The following is a 22,928-nucleotide window of genomic DNA, read 5'->3' on the forward strand; positions in this document are numbered from 1 at the left end:
TAATAAAATCTTAAGTAAATCTGCATATAATATACACATATTGTAACAAAATAATCAGATCCTGGATCCTGGAGAAGGAAAGTAGCATGCCTAAATTTTTTGCTTTGTTGATATGTATTTCAATTGGTTTATTAAGCTTCCCAACTTATGCTCAAAAAACGATACGACTTAGCCCTAATGAAACCAAGACGCTAAAAAATAGTACTTTATGGACTTTGAATGCGACCTGTAACGTGCAGAGCAGCACGCAGATTAATGGTAAAATAAAAATCATCGTTTTAAAGAACAATGGTAAAGTAAATGGTAAAAGTCTTTCAACTGGTCAGGGAACTTCTATTGCAATAAAAAATAATAGCAGCATCTCGGTTAGCGCAGAATCAGGGACTCAGATTAATCTGATTAACTTGGGTAATCAAGAATTACAAGCAGTTTGTTCTTCTTAATTGCAAGAGATCAGCCCCCTACCTGGAACTCAATAGTTTGCGGGGGACGGCTGTTTCCTTATTCTGTTAATAATAGAGCCATAGATAAATAGTCTCCACGATAGTCAGGGCTATTTACTCGCTTAATCATTTGATTGAGATACCCAATTTCTATCGTGCTGTTTTTACTGGTTCTATAACCTAAGCCAAGAAATAAACGGTTTTGATCAAAGCCTTGATTAGGTTGAAGATTAAAATCATTCAGGTGAAAAAAAACTTCATCAGTAATCACTGCTGCGTATTTAGGATGTTTGGGGATAAAAATACTGGTTTTAAGTAATTGTCTATAACGCCAGGCGGTATGAATAGCTCTTTGGATGAAGCGTTCTTCCAAACGCGAACGGGCCGTAAGCCTGAAGCGAGTATACTCCTTGCTCCACAATAACTGTTGCCAAATTCGATTTTCATTTACAGGAGGGTTGGCAAATGGTTGCGCTGTATAGACTCTATCATATCCGAGCCAGATGGATGTAGTAGGCCAGAGTTCGTATCCCAAGCCTGGGCGTAATAGCTGTTGAGAGAGTTGTGAAATATTTTCACCAATCCTTTCTTGTATTTCGAGCCAATAACGTATTTTGCGATGCTGTTTGTTGATTGGCCCTACCGCGTTCATAAGAGTCCATAATTGAGTATCTCTTGTTGATGCTCTGACAGGAGCAAAAGTGGACATTTGTACAATAAACAAAATAGAAAAAGCGGACAGAAATTTTTTCTTTAAACTAAAGGAATGCTGGTAGTTCATTGTTTTAAACGACTTGTAAGGTTATAGTGCATGAGGTTTGAGGAGCTCTTGCCAATAGGTTTTTTTATTTTAGCGTTCCATTTTTTTATAAAATAGCTGAGAGTCATATCTTTTATAATATTGATGGAATGATATTGCCTTTTTATTGTTTCCCAGATTATAGGCCAAAATCAATAGATTTATTAAGCATTTGGGTCATTTCTCTGTTTAAATGGTATTTAAGGCTGAAAGTAAAGATTATATATTTTAATGTAGGTTCCATCATTTTCAATAGCAATTAATGCTTGATTAATTTTTTCAATAAGTGCAGCTTGATCTAATCTGGCGACAACCGCAAATCCTATTCCAAAAGGAAAACTGTCTCCCAATAACTTACAGTCAGGTGTATTGGACACCCAGTATTGCGCTTGATCGCTATTCGTTACTATCGCGCTAACTTGTGGATCAGTCAGTCCATTAAGCAAATCCATGAATGTTTGATAATATTTAAACTGAATATTATTGTCAAAATAGACCGTTAAATAATCGGCAGTAGGTGAACCTAAATGAATTCCTATAGTCTTTCCTTTAAGATCCTCAATTTTTTTTATATTCGAGTTAGATGGCACAAGAAACTGGTGATAGCTGGCTTTGTAGGGAAGGCTGAATAAAAATCGCTCACTTCTTTCAGGCGTAATATTAATGCTTCCAATGCCTAAATTGATTGCGCCGGAATTAACTTCCGATAAAATTTGTTCAAATAATAATGGCTTGTATTGGCATTTTGCATTGATGCGTTTGCAAATCTCATCCATGAGTTCAATTTCAAAACCATAAAACTCATTTTTCTTGGAAGAATTGTTGACCTGAATTTCAAAAGGAGGATTATAAGACAAGGTACCTATGGTTAAAGTCAGGGCATACCCTTTATAAAAGGGAATAACCAGTAGCAAAGAACATAAATAAATTCTGAGGCGAACCATTTAAAGATCCTTTTTATATAGTTATTTATTATTTTAGCTTCATTTTAGCAAAATAAAAGGCCATAAAGGTCGTTTTTTAAACTATTTTGAGACAATCTACCTTACCCATAAGAAAATTAAGGCAGATTGCAATGCCTGCTAATTGATAAAGTTGATGATGCCACACGGATCAACTGTGGGCCGATACATGATGAATAGTTTGCTGTTCCAGCTCATTTTGTTTGTCTAACCAGGCAATTAATTTTGGCCGGAATAATTTAAAAAACAAATAGAACCGGTTGCTTGAACGAATTTGGGCCATTTCATCCCTTGCGTACAGTTCTGCAATCTCTAATGGTGTTGTTAATTTTAAATTCAAGGCTATTTTATCCATATGGAAAGCAATATCAGTTAGCGCACAATTACTTAATTTGAATTCACCATCAATGATTTCTTTGCCATTTAATTTTAAATCGTTCATAGTGAATTGATGTTGATAGAAATATGCACAGTTTTTCCCATTGGCTGCTTTTAATTGGGGATCCGCCCCAGCAATCTCCAGCTCCCTGATTAGCTCATCAAAATGATAAAAATTAGCCCAGTGCAAGGCGGTCATGCCATGATGATCTCTTTGATTGACATCACAACCTAATTCTTGCATTTTCGCCAAAATCAATCGGGCTGCCTCTTTGTCAGCAAGTTTGCAAGCTAATAAAAGTGCTGTATTTTCATAAGAGCATTTTATTAGTAAATTGCGATTGGCAAAGGTTAACGTTCGTTCCAGATTCGCTTTGTTACCCTCAATAACGGCCAGATGCAAAGGCGTGTTTGTTGGTACCTGGTCGTCATAACTTTCTTTACTGGAGAGGCTCATTTCGCAAAAGAATGGCAAAGTTTCTCTCAGGAAATACAGAGCGCGGCTGTGCAATAGTTCTTCCTGATAGAGAGAAAAAAAAGCATTAAGAGCATCTAGTTGTTTGAATAGTGGATAGATTGTTTCTAGAATTTCCTTGGTTAACAAGTCGTTAATTTGTAATTTAAGCAAGAATGACTCGTATTTTTCTATAATTTGCTCATTACACAAATGAGGAGTGATTTTTTCCATAAAACCCTGGCTTAATATACCTAATTTATCCGTAGTGCTCATGAATTTTGAAAGTGCTTTAAGCTCTGGGATACCAAGATTGTTGCTAATTAATAAATGAGCAATAGCAGGGATTAACTCGCTGGGCGTTGCCTGGGTTAATCCGAACAGTTCAAAAAGAAGAATCCATTCATCGTATTGCTCAAATACGCCATCCCCCTGATAAATTTGCAGAGGAGGGACTTTCGTTATGTTTGTATATCGTTCCAGTTTGTTTTTTTGAGCCAAATAGGTTACCAACTCATAGGTTTTATTATCTCCAGGCGGAAGCATCCTGACTGCTTCAACCAATGCGGTTCTTGATAGAGAGCTTGTATTTTCATCAACATATATACGGAGAGCCAAGGTAGGATTGGAGAAGTTCCTGTGCTTAATGAAACTAATTAAATGGATTAATTCGGTTAATTGTTGAAACTGCCGTTCTGTCAATTCTCTCTTAAAGCCTTCAGCTGCTCTTGTTTCAATTTCATCGATGCGAATGCCTGGCGTGTTAATGATAGCGAGGAACCAGTCGGTAAATGTGATTGTTTCAATATGGAGACTTGTTGCAGCCATAATCATTCCTTAAATAAATTGTCAATATTATAAACAAAAAGGATTGTTTTGATAACAATAAAATGACATTTTGTAAAATAAATACGACAAAAGATCTGTAAAAATCATAGAGTCCAATTTCATGGTGTCTGGTGGTTATGGGGAGAAAATGGATGAAAAAATTGCAGGAATTAATTATTCATTTTGTAGATATTCAATCTTTTTCTGGATTACTATTGATAAGTGAGATAAATAGTGTGAGTAGCCATCTTGAAATTTCGGTTCTGTTTTTATCTGGGTATTATTCTTTTAATTTTGGCGGTAGTTTGTCCTTTGCTGATCCCGTTAATTGTGCAATCCAATTTCTCGGTGCTGATAAAGAGTTTTCTATCTTCAATATTGGTGTTTGGTCTCCCAGAAATTTTAATTGTCTTAGCTATCGCTTTACTTGGAAAAGAAGTGTATGGCCATATCGAGCAAAAAATTAAAAATATTCTTTTTAAGGAAAAAGTCTCGAGAGCTCGTTATCGTTTAGGTTTGGTTTTCTTTGCCTTCCCACTGGTTATAGGGTTGTTGGAGGTCTTTGTAAAAGAAATTACCTTAGCTTATGGACGTTATTATTATTGGATAGAAATCATATGGACTACGATGTTTGCTTTAAGCTTCTTTATTTGTGGCAAACAATTTTGGGATAAATTTAAATCTTTATTTATTTATGATTCTTATGTTGTTTTTGAAAAAGCTAAAAAATAAGTTTATTAATTGGAATTGTTTCTAGTTTGGTCTGTCCTCCTTATTGTTTTCGTTATCTGGCGATTTACAATATTCATTGATTTTAGGCAAACTTAATTTATTAATATGCTCTTGCCCTGGCAATATCTCTATTCCCCAGAGTGAGAATATGGGGTTGTCATCTATCGTATATCTCGCGTCCGCGAGGATTAATGGATTTTTATTGGCAACAATTAGAAATCCATCAGTAAACCACTGAAATGTAACCAAATCATTTTTTTGTCCGGATGACAAAGTGAAAGGAATCATTGATTCATTAAAGCTTAAAGCCTGTCGAATCAGCCTGATTGTGGTTGGATAGAAAAGAGAGGTTTTTGCTTCTGCGATAATTAAACAATCTTGCTGTTTGGCGATGATGCGCCAATAAGCAGAGCTGGCTAATTTAGGCAGAGCACGTGTATGGTTTAATTTGAGACTATTAGTCGTGGCGTATTGATGCATGCCATCGATAGCTCTGTTATGTAATATCGTATTAAAAATCAGAAAAAAAATGCAGAAAAATAAGCTTGCTGTTACTGCCTTTTGATTTTGATAGATGACTGACCAGGCTGTTCCTAGCAGTAGCGGCAAGGTGAATGCAGGATCAATAATGGAAATAACATCCCAACTAATACGACTATCGCTCCAGGGCCAAAATAAAACGGTACCGTAAGAAGTCAATGAATCCAATAAACAATGAGTTGCATAACCAACGAGGGAGGCTCCAATCGTTACTTTCCAATATTTTCTATATTGTGAAAAACATAATAGAAACAATGCAACTATCAGGCCTCCAATTGGGATAAACATTAAGGAATGCGTAAGGTAACGGTGCCATTGCTCAAGACTCAATGGTTCTTGGCTAAAACGAATAAAAACATCCAAATCCGGAGCCATTCCAGCTAAAGCACCTGCTTGCCAGGGAATTCTTTTGTCATATTTTCCAAAAGCCGCTTGTGCGCAAGCAGCGCCTAAAGCACCGTGAGTTATAGGGTCCATTTTTTACTTAACAGGCTGTGTTTATACAATGAAAATGCACTTCTTCTATGGGAGTGTGGGCTTTATTTCATTGAAAAAATGAGTATTATAAGCTGCAAAAGAATTTTTATAGATATTTTTTAAAAAATAAAAATAATTTTTTCAATTTTAATTGAACTTATTGTTCTCGTGATAATTGGTTTTACTCAACTTGATGGGTTTTACAATGATAAGGATGTTTCTTACAGCATTTCTAATGCTGCTTTGTTCAGTTGTTTTAGCACAAGAGAAGGTTGTCACTCATTTTTTTAAGGAGGTTAATTCTTCCATCGCAATTTCAGAAGGAAAAGCGAATATTCAAGCAAGCCGATATCGTGTTGTTGATATCGATATTAACCAACTTTATGCAGAATTGGAAAATGCGCCTCATCGTGATGATATTAGCACAGGCACAACCATTCAGTTCGAACTTCCTCAGCCGGATGGAACTGTAAAACGTTATCAAGTGATGGAAAATAGCACTTTAGCTCCCGAATTAAGCATAAAATTTCCAGAAATTAAAACATATGACGCCTATGGAATTGATAATCCAGGGGAATTAGCAAAATTTGATCTGACGCCACAAGGTTTTCATGCCATGATTTTAAGTCCGGGCAAAGATACTGTCTTCATTGATCCTTTAATAAAGGGTAATACGCAGTACTACATGATTTATTACAAAAAAGATTTCATTACTTCCAAAAGAATGAAATGCGGTGTCAACAGTCAAAATCAAGCTCTTATAAATGCCGCTTCAAAAAGAGATTTCACTGATTTTAACCCCTGTGTATTAAAAAAATATCGTCTTGCATTGGCGGCAACGGCACAATATACCCAATTTCATGGGGGTACAGTAGCTCAGGCACTTGCTGCAGAGACAACTACCGTCAATAGGGTCAACGGTATCTATGAAATCGATATGGCAATCACGATGCAAATTATTGCCAATAACAATTTGATTATTTATACGGACCCGAATAATCAGCCCTATACCAGCGGGGATCCTGATAAAATGATTAACGAAAATCAAGCTAATGTTGATGCAGTGATTGGATCAGCTAATTACGATATAGGTCATGTGGTTGACGCTGCTGGTAGTGGATTGGCTCAAACGCCAAGCGTGTGTATCAACGGTGAAAAGGCGATGGGAGTAACTGGCCACAGCAATCCTGTTGGAGACCCATTTGATGTGGGGTATGTTGCCCATGAAATAGGACATCAATTTGGTGCAAATCATGTACAAAACAATAATTGTCAAAGAAATAATCCTACCGCTGTAGAGCCTGGAAGCGGCAGTACGATTATGAGTTATGCTGGAATTTGCGAACCTAATGTGCAAGATGATTCTGACCCCTATTTTAATGGTATTAGTTTGCAAGAAATGGGGAATTTTGTTTCTGATGCAACCCATACTTGTCCCGTAAAAACATCAATACCCTCTGCTCCAATGATTCAAGGAACGAATGGTGGGGTTAAAATACCAGCACAAACGCCTTTTGCTCTAACTGCTACAGCAACTAAAAGTGGAGGTAATGAGGTATTAACTTTTACATGGGAGCAACAGAATAATGAAGCATCACAGCAGCCTCCTGTCAGTACCTCACGAGGAGGGCCAAATTTTAGAAGTTTCTCTCCTCAAGTATCGGGGACACGTTTTTTCCCTAATTTAAATGCCTTGGCTAATAATGGTCCCTTTACCTGGGAAGTTTTACCTTCAGTCTCTCGTACCCTGAAGTTCAGGGTAACCGTACGCAGGAATACTCCCGGAGGTTCTTGCAATGCTTATACTGATACTACCGTATCTGTAGAAAGTAAGGCTGGACCTTTTGTAGTGACGAATCCTACCGAGTCAGGTATTATATGGACAGGTATCTCACCAAGGACAGTAACTTGGGATGTAGCCAATACTAACCTTTCTCCAATAAATGCCCGATTTGTAAACATTCTATTATCAATAGATGGAGGGCAAACTTTCCCTTTTACCCTCTTGTCAAATGTCAACAATATAGGAAGTGAGGTAATCTGTGTTCCTAACCTGAACACGTCAACAGCAAGGATTATGGTGCAAGCATCAAATGGGACTTTTTTTAATGTTTCCAAAAACAATGTGACAATTTCTTCAGTTCCACCTCGGCCGCCAGAGTTAACGCGCGCTGATCGAAACCCTATGGATACTTCAGAGGCTTTTGTTCTCTTTGCAAATTGCATTCCGACTAGCAATGATGTGTATACAGTGAATGGATTGCCCCCTGGTGCAACAGTAAGATTTGATGCAAATAATCGACGATTTGTCATTGAGAATATTAATACACCGAAAAGAGTGCGTAATGTGACCATTACCGCAACGGATGAAAACGGTGTTAGTAGAACTTCGAATGCAATTACTATCCCCAGTATTTTATAAAAAGGGCTCAATATGAATAGATATTCCATATTTTTTTTAGTTTTTTGTACTTTATCACTGGAATCTCATGCCAGTTTGTATTCTGGAATTAATTTGGGAATTAATGCTGTTAAGATAAATAAAGATCTGGTCTACCCGCTGGAAGATCCTGTGCCAACAACTTCTAGTTTCAATAGTTCTTATACTGATTTTCATGGACAACTGATTGCAGGTTATGATTTTTCTCTTACTTCAAAAATATCTGCTGCAGTTGAAGCAAATATCGACCTGTTTACGGGTAAGGCAAAACATAGAATTACTGAATGGTATTTTAATGAGGATGTATATGCAGAAGAGCAATTAAAATCAGGATATTCATTATTTTTATTACCCACCTATCATTTAAATGATATGGTTCAATTTTTTATAGGCCCAGGCGTGTCATCAAGCCGATTTAATATTGCTTTTAGTAATACTGCTGGAAACGTAGGGGTCAGTGATAGTTTGAATGAATGGCTAACTGGGGTAAGTATTAAGGCGGGTTCAATAACGAAGCTGACTCGTAGTATAGACTTACTTTTAACTTATCAATTCACACAATATAACAGTGTTACTGGAGTTCAAATGGAACCTTTATCCGAAGATACGTTGAGAGGGCGCTATAAGCCGAACGTTAATATCGTGCTCCTGGGCTTTAAAGTACATCCTTCAGATGAACTCACAAATGCCTCTTAATCTCAGTTATGGATAAGACCTCAATTGCTGATATTTGAGGTTTTCTATCCTTAACTGATTTTAATTTAAATAATCAAACTGAGCACACCATATCGTGACCGCAGCAAACAGGAGATTTGATTTGACCGCATCCATTGGGGCATTTTGCTACATGAACCTTGTTCCCATCATTTTTAACTAGAGTGCCACTAACCAACAATGCGTCACACTTACTGCAGGTTAAATTTTTTACGCCCATACCACATTGATTGCATTTACATTCCATTGTAATGACTCCTCATTTAAGTAGAAATTTTTATTAAGCATAAACTATGTTCAATTAAATTGAATTCTAAGAATACTCAAGGACGGTTTTCAAGTCCAGATTCTTCATTGGAGTTCTGTCCTAATAAGACTTCATTGACACTCTCTCTGATACTTTCTGTTATTGAACCAAGGTTTAAGTGATCTTCTGTTAAGCCAAATGGTTCTTCTAAATTTCGAGCAATTCCCTCTATGGCGATGATTAAATAGGTAATAATAATGGTAGCAGGTATTGCCCAAACTCCAAGCGTATCGATTAGGCTGCAAGGTAAAAAAAGGATAAAAATAATGAATACATGCTTTACAAAAACCCGAAATGAAAGCGAGATAAATGTATTTTTAATGCGCTCGCAACCGCCGCAAATATCCATAAATTTGCTAAATTCGTTATCCAATAACCATAGATTCAATCTTTTCGATGCTTTGGTCTTGTCAGAAAGCTCACGATACAGTTCTTGTGCAACATAAGACGGCACATGACTGGGAAGACTTGCCATTTTTAAAAAATTTTTAAAATCATCCCGAGTACTTTTTTGCCTCAAATGGATGGCCAATACTTCACAAAACGTATTGATGAGTCCAGAGAATTTTTTAGCCTCATCGATATTGGGTGATAACAATACCCTGATTTTTATTGCTAAATTACGACTGGCATTGACTAATTGACCCCACAGGGTTCTCGCTTCCCACCAACGTTCATAAGCCCGATTGCTTCTAAAAACCAAAAGCAAACCTAAAATGATACCAAATACACTTTGCGAATAGGATAGCCAGTTACTGGAATGCAAGTTATCTTGCTCAAACCAAAAATAAATAATGGCGCTGTAAACACCAACCAAAACGCTAATTCCAAGTACTTTCTTTAGAGCATGAGTGAAATGTACTTCTGAAAATAAATAGCTAATCATGGCAGTCCATTTGATTGTTTTGTTTTTCCAGAATAATAGAAACCGATCTTTCTATAAAGGGCTTTGTCAAAAAAACGCGAGAGCAAAATAAGTAATAACCAGAGAAGCCAGTTATTACTTATTTTTCAGTCTAAATTCTTAAAGAGTAATAGTCTGTTTGTTAACAGTTACCACCATTTATGGGTGTTGATGAGTATTGGGTGCTGGTTGCTGGTGATAATGCTGATTCTGAGAAGCGTAATAGGGTGAGTGATGATGCGTTGTAAAAAAACTATTGGGGTGGTACATGGGCGGTTGGCTTGGAAAATAAGGTGGGTTTGGATTAACAACTACAGTTTGTTGTCCATTGCTGACTTGAACAGTAGCATTTGATGGGTGAGAGTGTGTTGCAGGGTGATGATGTACTCGTTTCATAGATTATTATCCTTATAAAAATACAACCGCATTACATACATAAAACTGACGCTATTCAGGCTATTTAAAAATAACCTGAGTGCAAGATTGTAATGTAGATAGTTAAACAAGTACAGATAGTATTAAAAATTTACTGTTCTTGCTCGCTTGGCTTTCTTTTCCCCAATATTATTGGCTTTTTGTGCTATAATTATCCACATGTAGTGGGATGCACAAACACACTATTCTAGTCAAGATAATTAACATAACTTAATAAGCTAAGGAATAAGCACCAAGGGGATGGCTTGTTTTTCTTTGTGTTTAACCAGATTTATTAAGGTTTTGTTATGGATTCTTTAGATTTAGATTTTTATGCCATTACCAGAGCTTTTTTATTTTTTACACTTGTTGGTTTGATGGTACTTCTTGAATATTTCTTTAGTTATCATCATTTAGGCAAAGCAGGAATTCGAAAGCGTAGAATCAGTAATTGGTGTCTGGGAGTGGTTAATATTATAGTTGCTTTTCCTCTTAGCACTTTAACTGTGGCGGCCTGTTGTGAATATTATCAAATAGGATTATTTAATGTGCTGAAGATGCCCTTTTGGCTTGCCTTTATTTTATGGTTCATAATGTATGATTTGTTCGTGTACTTATTTCATCGCCTAAGTCATGCTACTTCCTTATGGTATTTTCATAAAATACATCATTCCGACAAATCGCTTAACGTAACAACAAGTTTTAGATTTCATCCCTTTGAATATGTTTTATTCAATGTTTTAAAAATAGTTTTGATTATGTTGTTAGGTCCTTATTTCTTTGTCTTACTAATCTCCGATTTTATTCAAGCGGTTCTAGTATTCTGGGGACACAGCAACATTGGTCTGAATATTAAACTTGAGCGAGCACTATCTCGAATAATTATTACTCCGAGATATCATGTGTTGCATCATACTCAAGATGAATGCAGAAGAAATTATACTTCAGGATTAACGTTATGGGACTATTTATTTCATACTCATGCAGAGCCTCTTTGGAATAAAGATGATACCAATAAATTAACTCTCGGAATCCGAACAAAAACAAATTGGACTGAATTAAATATAAATAAATTAATCCATTTTTTTGGCAAGCTACAATTTGTCTATTTCAAATTTCCGCTAATTACGATAGTAGTTGCAATAACTTTTGGAATGGTTGAGTTTTATTAGTTGCTTTAGCATGTGGGCTTTAGTTAAAAATATAGCCGGTTTTTTTTAAAGACTTATTTCCGGGAGTCATAACTTATGGTTCCCTGAATATAGATTCTTATCAAATCCCGGCATCTTCTAATCATGTCAAAAGAAGTTTATTTCCCATGCTGAAAGGAAGTAGCAGGTTGATGTTGTTTGGGTGTCTCTTCACCATGGCAAAGTCTATAAAAAAAACAATAAAGATTATAATAGGGTGAGGCGCCAGGAATAAAGTCGGGGGCATTGTCTCTTTTTTTTCCCTTTTGTTTTTGTTCTAAATCCGGCTCGTTAGTCTCTTTTTTCCGCATGTTGTTAGTTGGCTTCATAAATCTTATCCTTGATTAAGAAAATAAATTGAATTTTTAGTCTCGCTCAAACCAAGAAAGACAATTCCTGGTTTGTTTATAAATAAACGGTTTTATTGCTCATGGCTTGGTGATTCTAGCTCAGATAGGTGATCAATTGTAGTAGTTGTTCCAGATGTGTTATGTTTATCTGACTAATAGGAATTGAGGTGCCAGAACAAGGAATAGATGATGAACTGTTTTCCTTTCTTTGCCAAAAAAAATAAAAAAAATAACGAAGAAAAAGCAGGAGGAACATTAAGCGTGCTTCCTGTAAGTACTTCTACAAATAAAACAGCGGTAAGGGAAATTTGTTTCACAGATATATTTTGTGACACTCATCCTTTTGTTTGGTATTACTATCCGGAACATAACCTAGCCATTTGGACTTCAAAACTTGCGGGAACAACCCAAAAATACCCGGCGGATTACTTGCTTGAACAACTTGCAAAGATTCCTGGGGTTACCATCAATCAGGGTGATGCAGCCATCAAGGATGTTAGTGCTTTTCTGCAGAGTCATCAAATGATTCCTATTAGAACTTGCGAGAGCTGGCAATACATCAAGTCCTCGTCTTTCTCAATGAGCTAATAAACAAGAGAAGAGATGGAATGCAAGCTCAGGTTTGCAAATAGTGTGTTAGGGTAATTCAGATGACTTCTCTCATGTCATTGATTGGATAGAGAGACACTTAATGAAACATTAGAAAGTTATCAGTATAATAATATACAATGAGCTCATTTAACTTCCTAAATGAGCAAGGCATGAAACCCACTGATGAAAAACACTGGTCTAAAATCGAGTATCTACATCAAAGCGTAAAAAATCCAAACATTCATATCAAGGGTAAACACAGCTATTATAGCGATGCCTGGACTGGAAGTTTTGAAGAAACCGTCGTTCGATATCTTTATGGAGATGAATACAGTTTAAAAACCTGGCAACCACAATGGCAGATTGATCAATTATATATCGGTGATTATGTCTGTATTGCTGCTGAAGCGATAATCCTGTTGGGTGGAAACCATAATCATCGGGCGGACTGGTTTTGTTTGTATCCATTTGCAGACAAATATGTAGATGCTTATCAGGGCAAAGGCGATAGTATTATTGATGATGGTGTCTGGATTGGGATGCGTGCTGTTATTATGCCTGGTGTTACTATTGGCGAAGGAGCTATAGTGGCGGCAAACAGTATTGTAACCAAAAATGTGGAACCCTATAGCATTGTCGCTGGAAATCCTGCGAAACTAGTTAAAAAAAGATTTGAAGAGAATGTGATTGAACGAATTCTGGCCTTAGGTATTTATTCCTGGAGTGAAGCTAAATTTAACTTATTAAAAAACTATATTTGCGGCAATAACATAGATCAATTAGAGCAGGCTAGCAGGAGCTATGATCAAAACCTTACAATAGAAAGCTAATGATAAATATTAGGCAATTAAGATTAGGTGACGAAACCACCTTGGAAACTTTTTTAAAGTCTCACTCTGATGAGAGCATGTTTTTACGAAGCAATCTTTATCATTCCGGTTTGTCTTATCATGATAAACCTTTTCATGGGGATTATTTTGCTTCATTTGATGGCATCAAAAAAATTACCGGCGTATTAGCCCATTATTGGAATGGCAATGTCATTGTGCAGTGTCCTGATTTCAATGTTTTAACAGCACTAGTGGAGACTTTTCAAAAAACTGCTACCAGAGAAATTGCAGGTATTCTGGGTGAAGAGCAGCAAGCCGACATGGTTATAAAACAACTCCAACTGGAGCACATAGATTATTCGGTGAATTATCCGGATGGGTTGTATGCGCTTAATTTACAGAATCTGGCAATGCCAGGTAATACGGACAGATACCAACTGAAAGAGGCTAAACACTGTGATAAACGTATATTGTATGAGTGGTTTAGAGCTTATCAAATCGAAGCATTAGGTGCTGAAGATGACAGTTCAACTTTAAAAGATCGAGTAAAGAGTGAAGTTAAAAGTACTCTCGAAGGCAATGATCGTTGGATTTTAGAGGAGGATGGCAATCCCGTCTCGTTATGTGGTTTTAACGCAAGACTATCGGATACTGTCCAAATTGGACCAGTATGGACACCAGTTAAGTTGCGGGGGCGAGGGTATGCTCGAACAGTCGTTGCGCTTAGTCTTGATGCAGCCCAAAAAAATGGGGTGAGTCGAGCCGTATTATTTACTAATAATCAAGCCGCCGTGCGAGCTTACCAGGCAATTGGTTTTAATAAAGTAGGCAATTATCGATTGGCCATATTAAAAAAGCCAATATTCTTAATGCGTTAATGAGGAATACCGTTTAAACAGAAAAGGTATTTTAGGAAATAAAAAAGATGGATATGGATATCAAGCATAAGACTTTGAAACGAGAGCTCACCTTATTCGGCGCCACAATGATGGGGCTTGGCTCTATTGTTGGCACGGGTGTTTTTGTCAGCATCGGAATTGCAGCGGGTGTCACAGGACCGTCCGTCATTCTTGCTATTGCTTTGGCTGCCCTTGTTGCTACCTGTAATGCGTTCTCTAGCGCTCAACTTGCTGCAAATCATGCAGTTAGTGGAGGCACTTATGAATATGGATATCGTTATTTACATCCCGCTTTTGGTTTTACTGCCGGTTGGATGTTTTTATGCGCGAAGAGTGCTTCCGCTGCAACGGCAGCACTTGGGTTTGCAGGTTATTTTATTCACCTCTCAGGTTTAGAGACGGCGCCTGTCATACCTGTCGCTTTAGCGGTGTCTATCATGCTAATACTTTTAGTCTTAAGTGGACTCAGAAGAACAAATACAGTGAATATTATTATTGTAATGATTACATTAATAACCTTAACTGTTTTTATAATAGGGGGGGCGCCTGATTTCCTGCAATCGGGAACTGCCAATCTGAAGCCCTTCTTTCCGGTATCAAACCAGGAAGGATTAAGTCATTTTTTTTATGCTACCGCTTTAATGTTTGTGGCTTATACTGGTTATGGGAGAATTGCAACATTAGCGGAAGAGGTTAAAAACCCAAGGAAATTTATTCCTGCAGCTATTATTATCACTTTGATTGTTAGCGCCATACTTTATATCCTGGTGAGTCTTGTTGCCATTGGTGCTGTTGGGGTTGAAAAGCTGGCCCAAGTGACTGAAACAAACGCAACCCCTTTGGAGAGCGCAGCACGGGCCATTGGTATCCCCGGATTGAATGTCCTGGTCTCCATTGGGGCATGCACGGCCATGTTAGGAGTATTAATCAATTTAATACTTGGGTTATCTCGCGTGACTTTGGCTATGGGTAGAAAAGGAGATTTACCGAAAATTTTTTGTCATGTATCAGAAATAAGACATGTTCCTGTTTCTGCTGTCCTTGGAGTTGGAGTTGTAATTATTGCTCTGGTATTAACTGGTAGTGTTGAAACAACATGGACATTCAGTGCGTTTACAGTTTTAATCTATTACGCAATTACCAACCTTGCTGCCTTGCGTCTGCCCAAAGAGGTGCAATTGTATTCACCCCTGTTCGCTATCGGAGGGTTATTGTCCTGTCTTTTCCTAGCGTTTTGGGTTCCGATTGGGGTATGGATAACGGGGGTCAGTTTACTTGTCCTGGGACTTATTTGGAAAGTGACTGCCAATCGATTTTTATAAAGGCAAGGAAAAAGGAACTGCCATGATCGATTAAATTATGGTTTTATAGTGTATTTGATAATGGTCTTTTTGTTCGATTGAAAGTATGGCTGAGGTATTTATTAAGTTTGGACAATGCTGGATTAAAATAATCCAACATTGTTTTCGCCCTATTGCATGGTTCTTGATATTGCTTTTCCGGTTGCTTTAATATCTTGTTTAGCGCCTGTTACAGTCCCTTTAACAGTATGGCATGCTGCTAATAGAGCAATGCTTACACTGAGAGCTCCTAACTTGATTAAATTCCTTTTTAAATTAAACATAACTCCTCCTTTATGCTTATGATTCACTTGAATTTTAAACGCCCGTCCTTTTTCTTACCGCTGCATGCCTCAACTTGTCCAAGACATGCAGGCCGTTTAACGAGTGATTTAAAATCAAATAACTACATTTATATTTTTGCTTAATTTTCATAAAAAGAATGCTTTACATAAAGAATAGAAGAGTATTCTTAATTTTCAAGATAAAATTTCTATCAAATGACATAGTCAGGTCCTCATAGTAAAATCGCTGGCAAAATTATTTGTAGGTAATAAAACTGATACGTCCTGTTCTCTCCAAACGCGCCTCTTTCACCTTTGTCAAATCGCTTTCGTTTAATTTCTCCCTGCAGACTTGCCTCAGATCTTCTTCAGTCACTTGATGTCTTTTCAAAGCACTCCAAATGAGCTGGCCATCTTGTATTAATAGAACGGACTTTCCTTTAACCAGTTTTCCAAAGCTGTGCGAGTAAAAGGAGGAAATAGCAAAGACCCAATGCAAAAAAATAAGTAAACTGCTTCCAGCCATTGCAGATAATAATGTGGAGTTGCCGTTAATCGCACGGCTTAATACGGCACCAATGACAAAGACAAAAATATAATCAAATGCTGTTTCTAGGTTGTATCGGGTATTGCCAACACGGATGATAAAAATGGCAAAAACATAGATAATAAAAGTTCTTATAAAAAGATATAAAAGGTCTGGATCGGAATTAATCTTATAGAGGTAGTCAAGCCACATATCTGTTTCAACAAATCATTTATCCCAAAACTATAAATAGAATTGCTTTTCTTTTGCAATAATTTTATCAAGTTTTAAATGGATTGCTTTTGAATGCGTGTCTGGATAGAAAGTTAATCGATTGCTTATAAACATCAATATCAGGCAGGTAATCCTCTATCCAGGCATATAAAACCTTATTTTCTCAAATTAGTTCTGGTAATTAATTGATATTCACATTGTTTTTTCTTTCATAAAGAGTTCATTAAGCTTGTCTTCGTAAAAATGGTAATTTAATACCTGATACAACTCTTCGCGGGTTTGCATCTCTGCCAGAATGTCTTTTTGGGTACCGTTTTTGCGGATTGTGTTATAAACTTTTTCTGCGGCAGCACTCATTGCCCGAAATGCACTTAAAGGATAAAGGGCGAGGCTAATTCCCACTTCTTTTAATTCTTCCAATGTAAATAATGGAGTGACTCCAAATTCGGTGATATTGGCCAATACCGGAACATTGCATTGCTCAGTTAATGCCTGATATTCTTCAAGTTTACGCACGCCCTCAAAGAAAATCATATCTGCCCCTGCTTCAATATAAGCACTAATTCGCTCTAGCGCTGTATTTAAACCTTCATTAGCGAGGGCATCGGTTCTTGCCATAATAACAAAATCAGGATCGGTTTTCGCATCCACGGCGGCCTTAATGCGATCAATCATTTCTTCTTTTTCAACCAGTGCCTTACCTGGGCGGTGACCACAGCGCTTGGCTTGAACCTGATCCTCAATATGAACCGCGGCTACCCCTGCTTTAATCATTTCCTTGATAGTGCGTGCGATGCTAAAAGCGCCACCCCACCCTGTATCAATATCGACAAGTAAAGGCAAATCAACCGCGCTCATGATGCGCTGTGCGTCTTCAACTACATCATTTAATGTGGTAATTCCCAGGTCTGGTAAGCCGTAAGAGGCATTAGCCACCCCTGCTCCTGAAAGATAAATGGCATGAAATCCTGCTTTTTGGGCTTGCAAAGCGGTATAGGCATTTATTGTTCCTACAACTTGTAATGGTTTTTCTTTCATTAAAGCTTCACGTAGCTTTTTTCCTTGGCTGTATTGAAAATTTGACATTTGGTTTCCTTGTTTTGCCTAAGATGAGAATTTATCAGGACTTACGAAAAATCCCAATCTCTTTGTTAAAAAAAGTTTTTAATTCGGTCATTTATTTGATCTAAACTTCCTCATTAACAACATTTTTTGCCTTGATCTTGGGGTTTTCGTAAGTCCTGTTGATTTGATTTTTACGTTCTTTTGGATATTTTTTCAAATTACTGGAAAGGCACAGCAGAAGGACATCCAGGGTTTGAAAAAACGTATAGTTCATGTACCAAAGACAGACAAGTTTGTTTACCTCGTGTCACAACGGGACATGGCAAAAATCAGCTACAAATCATGAATAACCCAGACATTTGCTTCAATGTATATTCCGACATCCTCTTCTTTATTGATAATTACAGGATTTAATCCGCTTTTAACAAGATATTGACCAGTTTGAAGCAATGGATGACCGAGCCATTGCTCCCACTGAGCAACATTCGCTGTGATCATGCGTGATTGCTGACATGGATGAGCTATTTTTCCTCCCAGTTGTGCATGAACTCTTAACCAAGGATCAAAAATAGTATTATCCGCTTTTTTCCACTTCAAATAATCCTCTATGGAAATAAGAGGGTAGTTTTCCTTTTGGCTAGGTCTGGCTGGCACTATTAGGGCATTATATTGAGCCTCTTGTGCACTTGCTTTTAACCGATTCAATAAGAGTTTGCTTAAACCAAGTCTTTGGTAAGCTGGATTTACAGTCACTGATACAGCAGCAAGATAATTTGGTGGGTTGGGTATTGTAAATTCCAGATGAGACAGGATCCAATTTAATCCTTCTTGTGGCAAATTATCCAGTGATTGATGAAATGCTACAGGCAACGAATTAATAATCGCAACTACCTCACCATTATAGTGAGATAGCCACTGATATAAAGGATAATGACTGTACAACTTAAGAATATGGTCTTTTTTAATGCGTTGATAATCAGGCCAAATCTTTTGCCGCAAATGTAAAATTTTCTCTATCCAGTCTTCTTGCGCTTTGCCGGTTAGCCACGTAAGTTTATTGAGCATGAGCTTGTACCAAAAGGTGTTCCTTTGCGTTAATTAAACCAGCCCACCAATCTTCCATTATATCGACCGCCGCATACGCGCCATCCAATATTTCTTTTTCTTGGAGAAAAATATTGGGATCAACCTGTTCTTGAGCAAGAGTATGATCCATAAACTTGCCTAACTCATCTTTATGTGCCTGCTCTACTCCATCCAGGTGTAAATCATGGAATTGCTTGATGCGAGAATTTTCAAAATCCAAACCGTTTCTTTGGCAAAGCTCAGCACCTATTTTTTTAAATAAAATATGCTCAAAAATCGCAGCTGTTTCAGTGGCGTACATGACACCAAGGGTTTTCGATGCATTAACCCCAATCAAAGTTTCAATGCTCATAAAAAATTGTCTGGTTGCTACATACGGAATCCTGTTTGTTACATCCAGCCCTATTTTTTTTAGTGCATGTCGATACATTTGAGCATGATTTTTTTCTTCATTATAGTTAGCGAGTAACTCTTCGGAAACTCCAGGATCAGAAAGTGACTTTGTCTGGATATGAGAATTCATTAAAAAACGAGTATTGTTTAACGAAAACTGATAATGCTCCATTGTTAACCATTCAAGATAACTCGTCGAAAATTTTTTTAGGTCGCTAAAATAATTTAAAATTTCGGTAGTAAATTGGTCGTTTCTCTTATCCATGTATTCTCTTATCATGAAGCCTCCAGCAAGTATTAAAATCAATTCACTCATTCGGTTTACCATAACTATAAAGATCATATAATAAAAATATTATTTTATAATTATCTTGATAATTTTTAATTATGATAAATTTTTCGCAGATCCAGGTATTTATTACAATTGTTGAATCGGGTGGATTTATTGCTGCTGGAGAAAAGATACACCGTTCACAACCAGCAATAACTAATGCCATAAAAAAATTGGAATCCAGTTTGGGTTTTGAACTGTTTGATAGAAGAGTATACCGCCCACAACTCACTGCGAAAGGTAAAGCTTTTTATCAAAAAGCAAGAGAAGTGGTCGCTCTATTTATTCAATTGGAAAATAGTGCTGAAACATTGAGATCAGGAGTAGAAACACAATTTTCTATAGATCTTGATATTGCTTTACCATTGGCAGTATATGCTCCGCTTATTCAATCGTTCATAAGGCACTATCCCGAAACTTGTTTTTCACTAAGTAACAATACTTTTGTTCGATGTCTTGAGCGTCTGGAAAAAAGAGAGTGTCATTTATGTATAGCTGCAAGCCATATTCGCTCTCCGCAGATAGAATATTTGCGTATGCCTTCCATACGAATGATTCCTGTTGCGAGTAAGGACTATTATGACCAGCATAAAGAAAAAATAAATAATCCCAAACTGGGAATATACTGCATGCAAATTATGATAGCTGGCACACAACAGGAATTATATCAACTCAAGATTGAGCCATTAAGTAATTCCATGCCCAAATGGTTAGTGGGTGATATGTATATTCGTAAACAACTGATTTTATCGGGTATGGGTATTGGCCGTTTACCTGATCATCTGGTTAAAAAGGAGTTGGCAGAGGGCTCTTTGGTTCAGTTAAATACTAAGGATTATGTAGCCGTTACTATGGATATCTATGCTATGCGGTTAAATAATCAAGAGCACGGCATGGTCTCCAATTATGCCTGGCAATCACTAAAAAATTATGTTGATGACACAGCATCTCTCGATTTGGAATAACCAATCTTTATGTTTGTTTATTAAGGCAAGTGGTTTGGTGGACTGAATGTTTGAACAGCAGGAAGTGGTTCATTGACATAAAATCAAGATAAGCCTAAATTTAAATCAAAAAGATATAAAATTGATCCTATATTGGATACTATAATGATTGATTTTAAAATAAACTCCCAACCCGATGATGAATCTTGCGGGCCAACCTGTTTACATGCCATATACCAACATTATGGCTTGGATATCAGTTATGAAGAGGTGGCGAGCGAGGTAGAGCGTTCCTTATCTGGTGGAACATTGGCTCCCATGCTGGGTAAACACGCCTTGCAATTAGGGTATAACGCTACTCTTTATGTGAATAATTTAGAATTGTATGATCCTACCTGGTTTAATAGCGATGGCTCATCAAATACCAACGTTCTCAGAGAAATGCTCATGCAACAAATGAGGTATAAACGTAATCAGCATCTTGCTCGCGGAACACATGCAGTACTTGATTTTCTGACATTGGGGGGCGCTATCTATTTTCGCTGCCTGACTGCGGAAATTTTAAAGGAATATTTTGCCAGGCAGATTCCCATATTGGCCGGGCTTAGCTCTACTTATCTGTATAACTGCAGTCGCGAATTATTCAATAATGAAGGCAAATCCAGGAGTGATAATATCCGTGGTCGACCGTGTGGGCATTTCGTTGTTTTATGTGGATACAATCAAAAGCATCGTTTAGTGGTGGTTGCCGATCCTTACAAAACGAATCCGGTCTCTGGCGATCACTATTACAATGTGTCCATTCATAGATTGATTAATGCAATCATGCTAGGGGTAGTGACGCGTGATGGTAATTTATTGATTATTGAGCCGAAAAACGCGTAGATGAGTTTTTACTTTTAAACGCTTACTACAAACCCATGCCTGGTACTGAAAACCATGAGTTTCATACACTTCCTCTTTTCAGCTACCATTTACGAATGGCTATTGCCATTCAGCTAAAACCAAATAAATGATTATGGCTTACCTGGTACAAGGGTTTCGAATATATATGGTGTTAACTGAAGTTTATAAAAATGGGCTATGCAAAGGATTGAAGTAACAAAGATCTTCAATGGTGTCTGAATTTGAATTGCTCCAAATCGTCGTACTATACTTAAATTGATACGTTCATTATGTTATCAGTTTGAGATAATAATGACCAAAAGTAAAGGGCCAAAGACGCGAAATAGTTCATTCTTTCAGAATCATTTGAAGGTCTCTGTTGCGAAATTATTGTTCTCAGAGGGAGTGGGGGATTGGTATAAAAAAAAGGGCTATGGCGCTCAAGATACTGATAAAGATTTCCTGGCACCATTTGCTGATTTTCTTAATCAACAAAAAACCAATCCTGAAGCCACTTATTTTAACGCATTTCAGAATCTTGAATTAACATTAAACAGGGTGCCCTCTCAATTAGTTTCAGGGGATTGGTGTGAATTGGAGATCCTGAAATGCGAACCAGAGCCAGATTCTCCTCAAAAACCAGGTACTGGTAAACACATTGTATATTTTCCTGGCGCAAATACCTACTATCAAGCGTGCTTTCGGGATATTAGCGCTGCGGCAAAAGAAACGGGGGCAACGGTACATGCGCTCAATTTTCCAGGTATCGGGATGAGTACCGGAGAGGTTGTGGAAGCTAATGATTTAACCAACGCCGGTATTGCAGTGGTTTTGTCTTTATTAAATCAAGGCGTCAAGCCAGATGATATTGTTTTGCAAGGCGATTGTTTTGGGGCGTCAGTAGCGCTGGAGGTAAAAAATGAGATTGAGAAGCAAGCTGATATAAAAGTACGACTTATAATGAACAATGCATTTAAATCGTTTAAAGCCGTTGTTTCAGGCTTAATCGATCGATCTCCTTTAATTCCTTCAGCATCAAAATCCATTGCTAAAAATTTGCTGGAATTTACCGGATGGAATGTTACCCCTGGGCAAAAATACATCCATTCAGATCCCTACCAGTGCTATATTCAACATGAAGGGGATCAAACCCTAACTACCGCAACTTTATCCTCCAAAGTGGCTAAATATGCAGAAGAAATAAGGATAGGGAGAACCACATCCCACTCAAGAGATCCTGTTATTGACAGATGCCCTGAGGAATACAAACCATATCGTGACTTTCTTGATGAAAATTGTTTTGTCAGAGTTAGAGAATCTGCAAAAGAACGCTTAGCTGCTAAATTTGGTGTGGACAGCCGTGGCGAGGTTAATGCTCATTTTGCCGATCTTTGTGAATTGGAAATGCTGGGAGGGCAATCGGTCTATGAAGGATTTATTAATAACTATTTAGTCATGTCAGATAAATACATAAATACACATCCTCAAAATGACTATGATCCTGATAAAATTAATTTTCTTTCTTCTATTACTATGGGCTATACTCCAAAATCAAGTTAATTCAAAGCAAGTAACCTGGGAGGAGGGC

24 protein-coding genes are annotated in these 22,928 nt (G+C 37.3%); 12 read left to right on the forward strand and 12 right to left on the reverse strand.

Annotation, left to right across the window (positions count from 1 at the left end):
- Positions 1-86 precede the first annotated feature (86 nt).
- Positions 87-443 (forward strand): hypothetical protein, encoded by a 357-nt coding sequence (locus OQJ02_RS00175; protein WP_265717338.1) that lies wholly within the window; start codon positions 87-89, stop codon positions 441-443.
- 58 nt (positions 444-501) lie between these two features.
- On the opposite strand, the gene OQJ02_RS00180 is transcribed toward OQJ02_RS00175, so the two are convergent.
- The 3 genes from OQJ02_RS00180 to ankQ form a co-directional block, all read right to left on the reverse strand.
- Positions 502-1,224 (reverse strand): DUF2490 domain-containing protein, encoded by a 723-nt coding sequence (locus tag OQJ02_RS00180; RefSeq protein ID WP_265717339.1) that lies wholly within the window; start codon positions 1,222-1,224, stop codon positions 502-504.
- A 218-nt stretch (positions 1,225-1,442) separates the two neighbouring features.
- Positions 1,443-2,186 (reverse strand): transporter substrate-binding domain-containing protein, encoded by a 744-nt coding sequence (locus OQJ02_RS00185; RefSeq protein ID WP_265717340.1) that lies wholly within the window; start codon positions 2,184-2,186, stop codon positions 1,443-1,445.
- 169 nt (positions 2,187-2,355) lie between these two features.
- The gene (gene ankQ, locus OQJ02_RS00190; RefSeq protein WP_265717341.1) at positions 2,356-3,870 is read right to left on the reverse strand and encodes a Dot/Icm T4SS effector AnkQ/LegA10; all 1,515 of its coding nucleotides are present in this window, start codon (positions 3,868-3,870) and stop codon (positions 2,356-2,358) included.
- 306 nt (positions 3,871-4,176) lie between these two features.
- Between ankQ and OQJ02_RS00195 the strand changes: the two genes are divergently transcribed.
- Complete coding sequence (locus tag OQJ02_RS00195) at positions 4,177-4,596, forward strand: transporter suffix domain-containing protein (RefSeq protein WP_265719774.1); 420 nt, start codon at positions 4,177-4,179, stop codon at positions 4,594-4,596.
- Positions 4,597-4,617: 21 nt separating this feature from the next.
- On the opposite strand, the gene OQJ02_RS00200 is transcribed toward OQJ02_RS00195, so the two are convergent.
- Positions 4,618-5,613, reverse strand: coding sequence for a metal-dependent hydrolase (locus tag OQJ02_RS00200; RefSeq protein ID WP_265717342.1), 996 nt, complete (start codon positions 5,611-5,613; stop codon positions 4,618-4,620).
- Between the two features lie 205 nt (positions 5,614-5,818).
- Here OQJ02_RS00200 and OQJ02_RS00205 point away from each other — a divergent pair, with 205 nt between their 5' ends.
- Positions 5,819-8,035: a reprolysin-like metallopeptidase gene (locus tag OQJ02_RS00205; RefSeq protein ID WP_265717343.1), complete on the forward strand. Its 2,217-nt coding sequence runs from the start codon at positions 5,819-5,821 to the stop codon at positions 8,033-8,035.
- A 12-nt stretch (positions 8,036-8,047) separates the two neighbouring features.
- Positions 8,048-8,749, forward strand: coding sequence for a porin family protein (locus OQJ02_RS00210; protein WP_265717344.1), 702 nt, complete (start codon positions 8,048-8,050; stop codon positions 8,747-8,749).
- Between the two features lie 341 nt (positions 8,750-9,090).
- Here OQJ02_RS00210 and OQJ02_RS00215 read toward each other — a convergent pair whose 3' ends face one another.
- Positions 9,091-9,960 carry a bestrophin family protein gene (locus tag OQJ02_RS00215; protein WP_265717345.1) on the reverse strand — a complete coding sequence of 290 codons (870 nt, stop codon included), beginning with the start codon at positions 9,958-9,960 and terminating at the stop codon, positions 9,091-9,093.
- Positions 9,961-10,137: 177 nt separating this feature from the next.
- A complete protein-coding gene (locus tag OQJ02_RS00220; protein ID WP_265717346.1) occupies positions 10,138-10,374 on the reverse strand; it encodes a hypothetical protein in 237 nt (78 codons plus the stop codon).
- Between the two features lie 326 nt (positions 10,375-10,700).
- On the opposite strand from OQJ02_RS00220, the gene OQJ02_RS00225 reads away from it, so the two are divergent.
- Positions 10,701-11,564, forward strand: a complete 864-nt coding sequence (locus OQJ02_RS00225; RefSeq protein ID WP_265717347.1) for a sterol desaturase family protein — start codon at positions 10,701-10,703, stop codon at positions 11,562-11,564.
- Between the two features lie 137 nt (positions 11,565-11,701).
- Here the strand turns inward: OQJ02_RS00225 and OQJ02_RS00230 are convergent, their stop codons facing one another.
- Complete coding sequence (locus OQJ02_RS00230) at positions 11,702-11,911, reverse strand: hypothetical protein (protein WP_265717348.1); 210 nt, start codon at positions 11,909-11,911, stop codon at positions 11,702-11,704.
- Between the two features lie 210 nt (positions 11,912-12,121).
- On the opposite strand from OQJ02_RS00230, the gene OQJ02_RS00235 reads away from it, so the two are divergent.
- The 4 genes from OQJ02_RS00235 to OQJ02_RS00250 all read left to right on the forward strand — a co-directional run bounded on the left by OQJ02_RS00235 (position 12,122) and on the right by OQJ02_RS00250 (position 15,574).
- Positions 12,122-12,520, forward strand: coding sequence for a hypothetical protein (locus OQJ02_RS00235; RefSeq protein WP_265717349.1), 399 nt, complete (start codon positions 12,122-12,124; stop codon positions 12,518-12,520).
- Positions 12,521-12,693: 173 nt separating this feature from the next.
- A complete protein-coding gene (locus OQJ02_RS00240; RefSeq protein ID WP_265717350.1) occupies positions 12,694-13,353 on the forward strand; it encodes a CatB-related O-acetyltransferase in 660 nt (219 codons plus the stop codon).
- Complete coding sequence (locus tag OQJ02_RS00245; RefSeq protein WP_265717351.1) at positions 13,353-14,231, forward strand: GNAT family N-acetyltransferase; 879 nt, start codon at positions 13,353-13,355, stop codon at positions 14,229-14,231. Before OQJ02_RS00240 ends, OQJ02_RS00245 begins: the two co-directional genes overlap by 1 nt.
- 47 nt (positions 14,232-14,278) lie before the next feature.
- Positions 14,279-15,574 (forward strand): APC family permease, encoded by a 1,296-nt coding sequence (locus tag OQJ02_RS00250; RefSeq protein ID WP_265717352.1) that lies wholly within the window; start codon positions 14,279-14,281, stop codon positions 15,572-15,574.
- Positions 15,575-15,723: 149 nt separating this feature from the next.
- On the opposite strand, the gene OQJ02_RS00255 is transcribed toward OQJ02_RS00250, so the two are convergent.
- The 5 genes from OQJ02_RS00255 to OQJ02_RS00275 form a co-directional block, all read right to left on the reverse strand.
- Positions 15,724-15,876 (reverse strand): hypothetical protein, encoded by a 153-nt coding sequence (locus tag OQJ02_RS00255; protein ID WP_165481399.1) that lies wholly within the window; start codon positions 15,874-15,876, stop codon positions 15,724-15,726.
- A 256-nt stretch (positions 15,877-16,132) separates the two neighbouring features.
- Positions 16,133-16,615, reverse strand: a complete 483-nt coding sequence (locus OQJ02_RS00260) for a DUF421 domain-containing protein (protein ID WP_265717353.1) — start codon at positions 16,613-16,615, stop codon at positions 16,133-16,135.
- A 213-nt stretch (positions 16,616-16,828) separates the two neighbouring features.
- Positions 16,829-17,722, reverse strand: a complete 894-nt coding sequence (prpB, locus tag OQJ02_RS00265; protein WP_265717354.1) for a methylisocitrate lyase — start codon at positions 17,720-17,722, stop codon at positions 16,829-16,831.
- 312 nt (positions 17,723-18,034) lie between these two features.
- A complete protein-coding gene (locus OQJ02_RS00270) occupies positions 18,035-18,766 on the reverse strand; it encodes a GNAT family N-acetyltransferase (RefSeq protein ID WP_265717355.1) in 732 nt (243 codons plus the stop codon).
- Entirely contained in the window at positions 18,756-19,460 is a 705-nt protein-coding gene (locus OQJ02_RS00275) for a DUF3865 domain-containing protein (protein ID WP_322783396.1), read from the reverse strand. The genes OQJ02_RS00270 and OQJ02_RS00275 overlap by 11 nt, the downstream gene beginning before the upstream one ends.
- 107 nt (positions 19,461-19,567) lie before the next feature.
- On the opposite strand from OQJ02_RS00275, the gene OQJ02_RS00280 reads away from it, so the two are divergent.
- From OQJ02_RS00280 to sdbB, 3 genes are all read left to right on the forward strand, one after another.
- Entirely contained in the window at positions 19,568-20,476 is a 909-nt protein-coding gene (locus OQJ02_RS00280; RefSeq protein ID WP_265717357.1) for a LysR family transcriptional regulator, read from the forward strand.
- Positions 20,477-20,620: 144 nt separating this feature from the next.
- On the forward strand, positions 20,621-21,340 hold the full coding sequence (locus OQJ02_RS00285) for a C39 family peptidase (protein WP_265717358.1): 720 nt from the start codon (positions 20,621-20,623) through the stop codon (positions 21,338-21,340).
- A gap of 312 nt (positions 21,341-21,652) precedes the next feature.
- Entirely contained in the window at positions 21,653-22,900 is a 1,248-nt protein-coding gene (gene sdbB / locus OQJ02_RS00290; RefSeq protein WP_265717359.1) for a Dot/Icm T4SS effector alpha/beta hydrolase, read from the forward strand.
- Positions 22,901-22,928 lie beyond the last annotated feature (28 nt).

This window comes from Legionella sp. PATHC032 (assembly GCF_026191185.1).
Classification (GTDB): Bacteria; Pseudomonadota; Gammaproteobacteria; order Legionellales; family Legionellaceae; genus Legionella.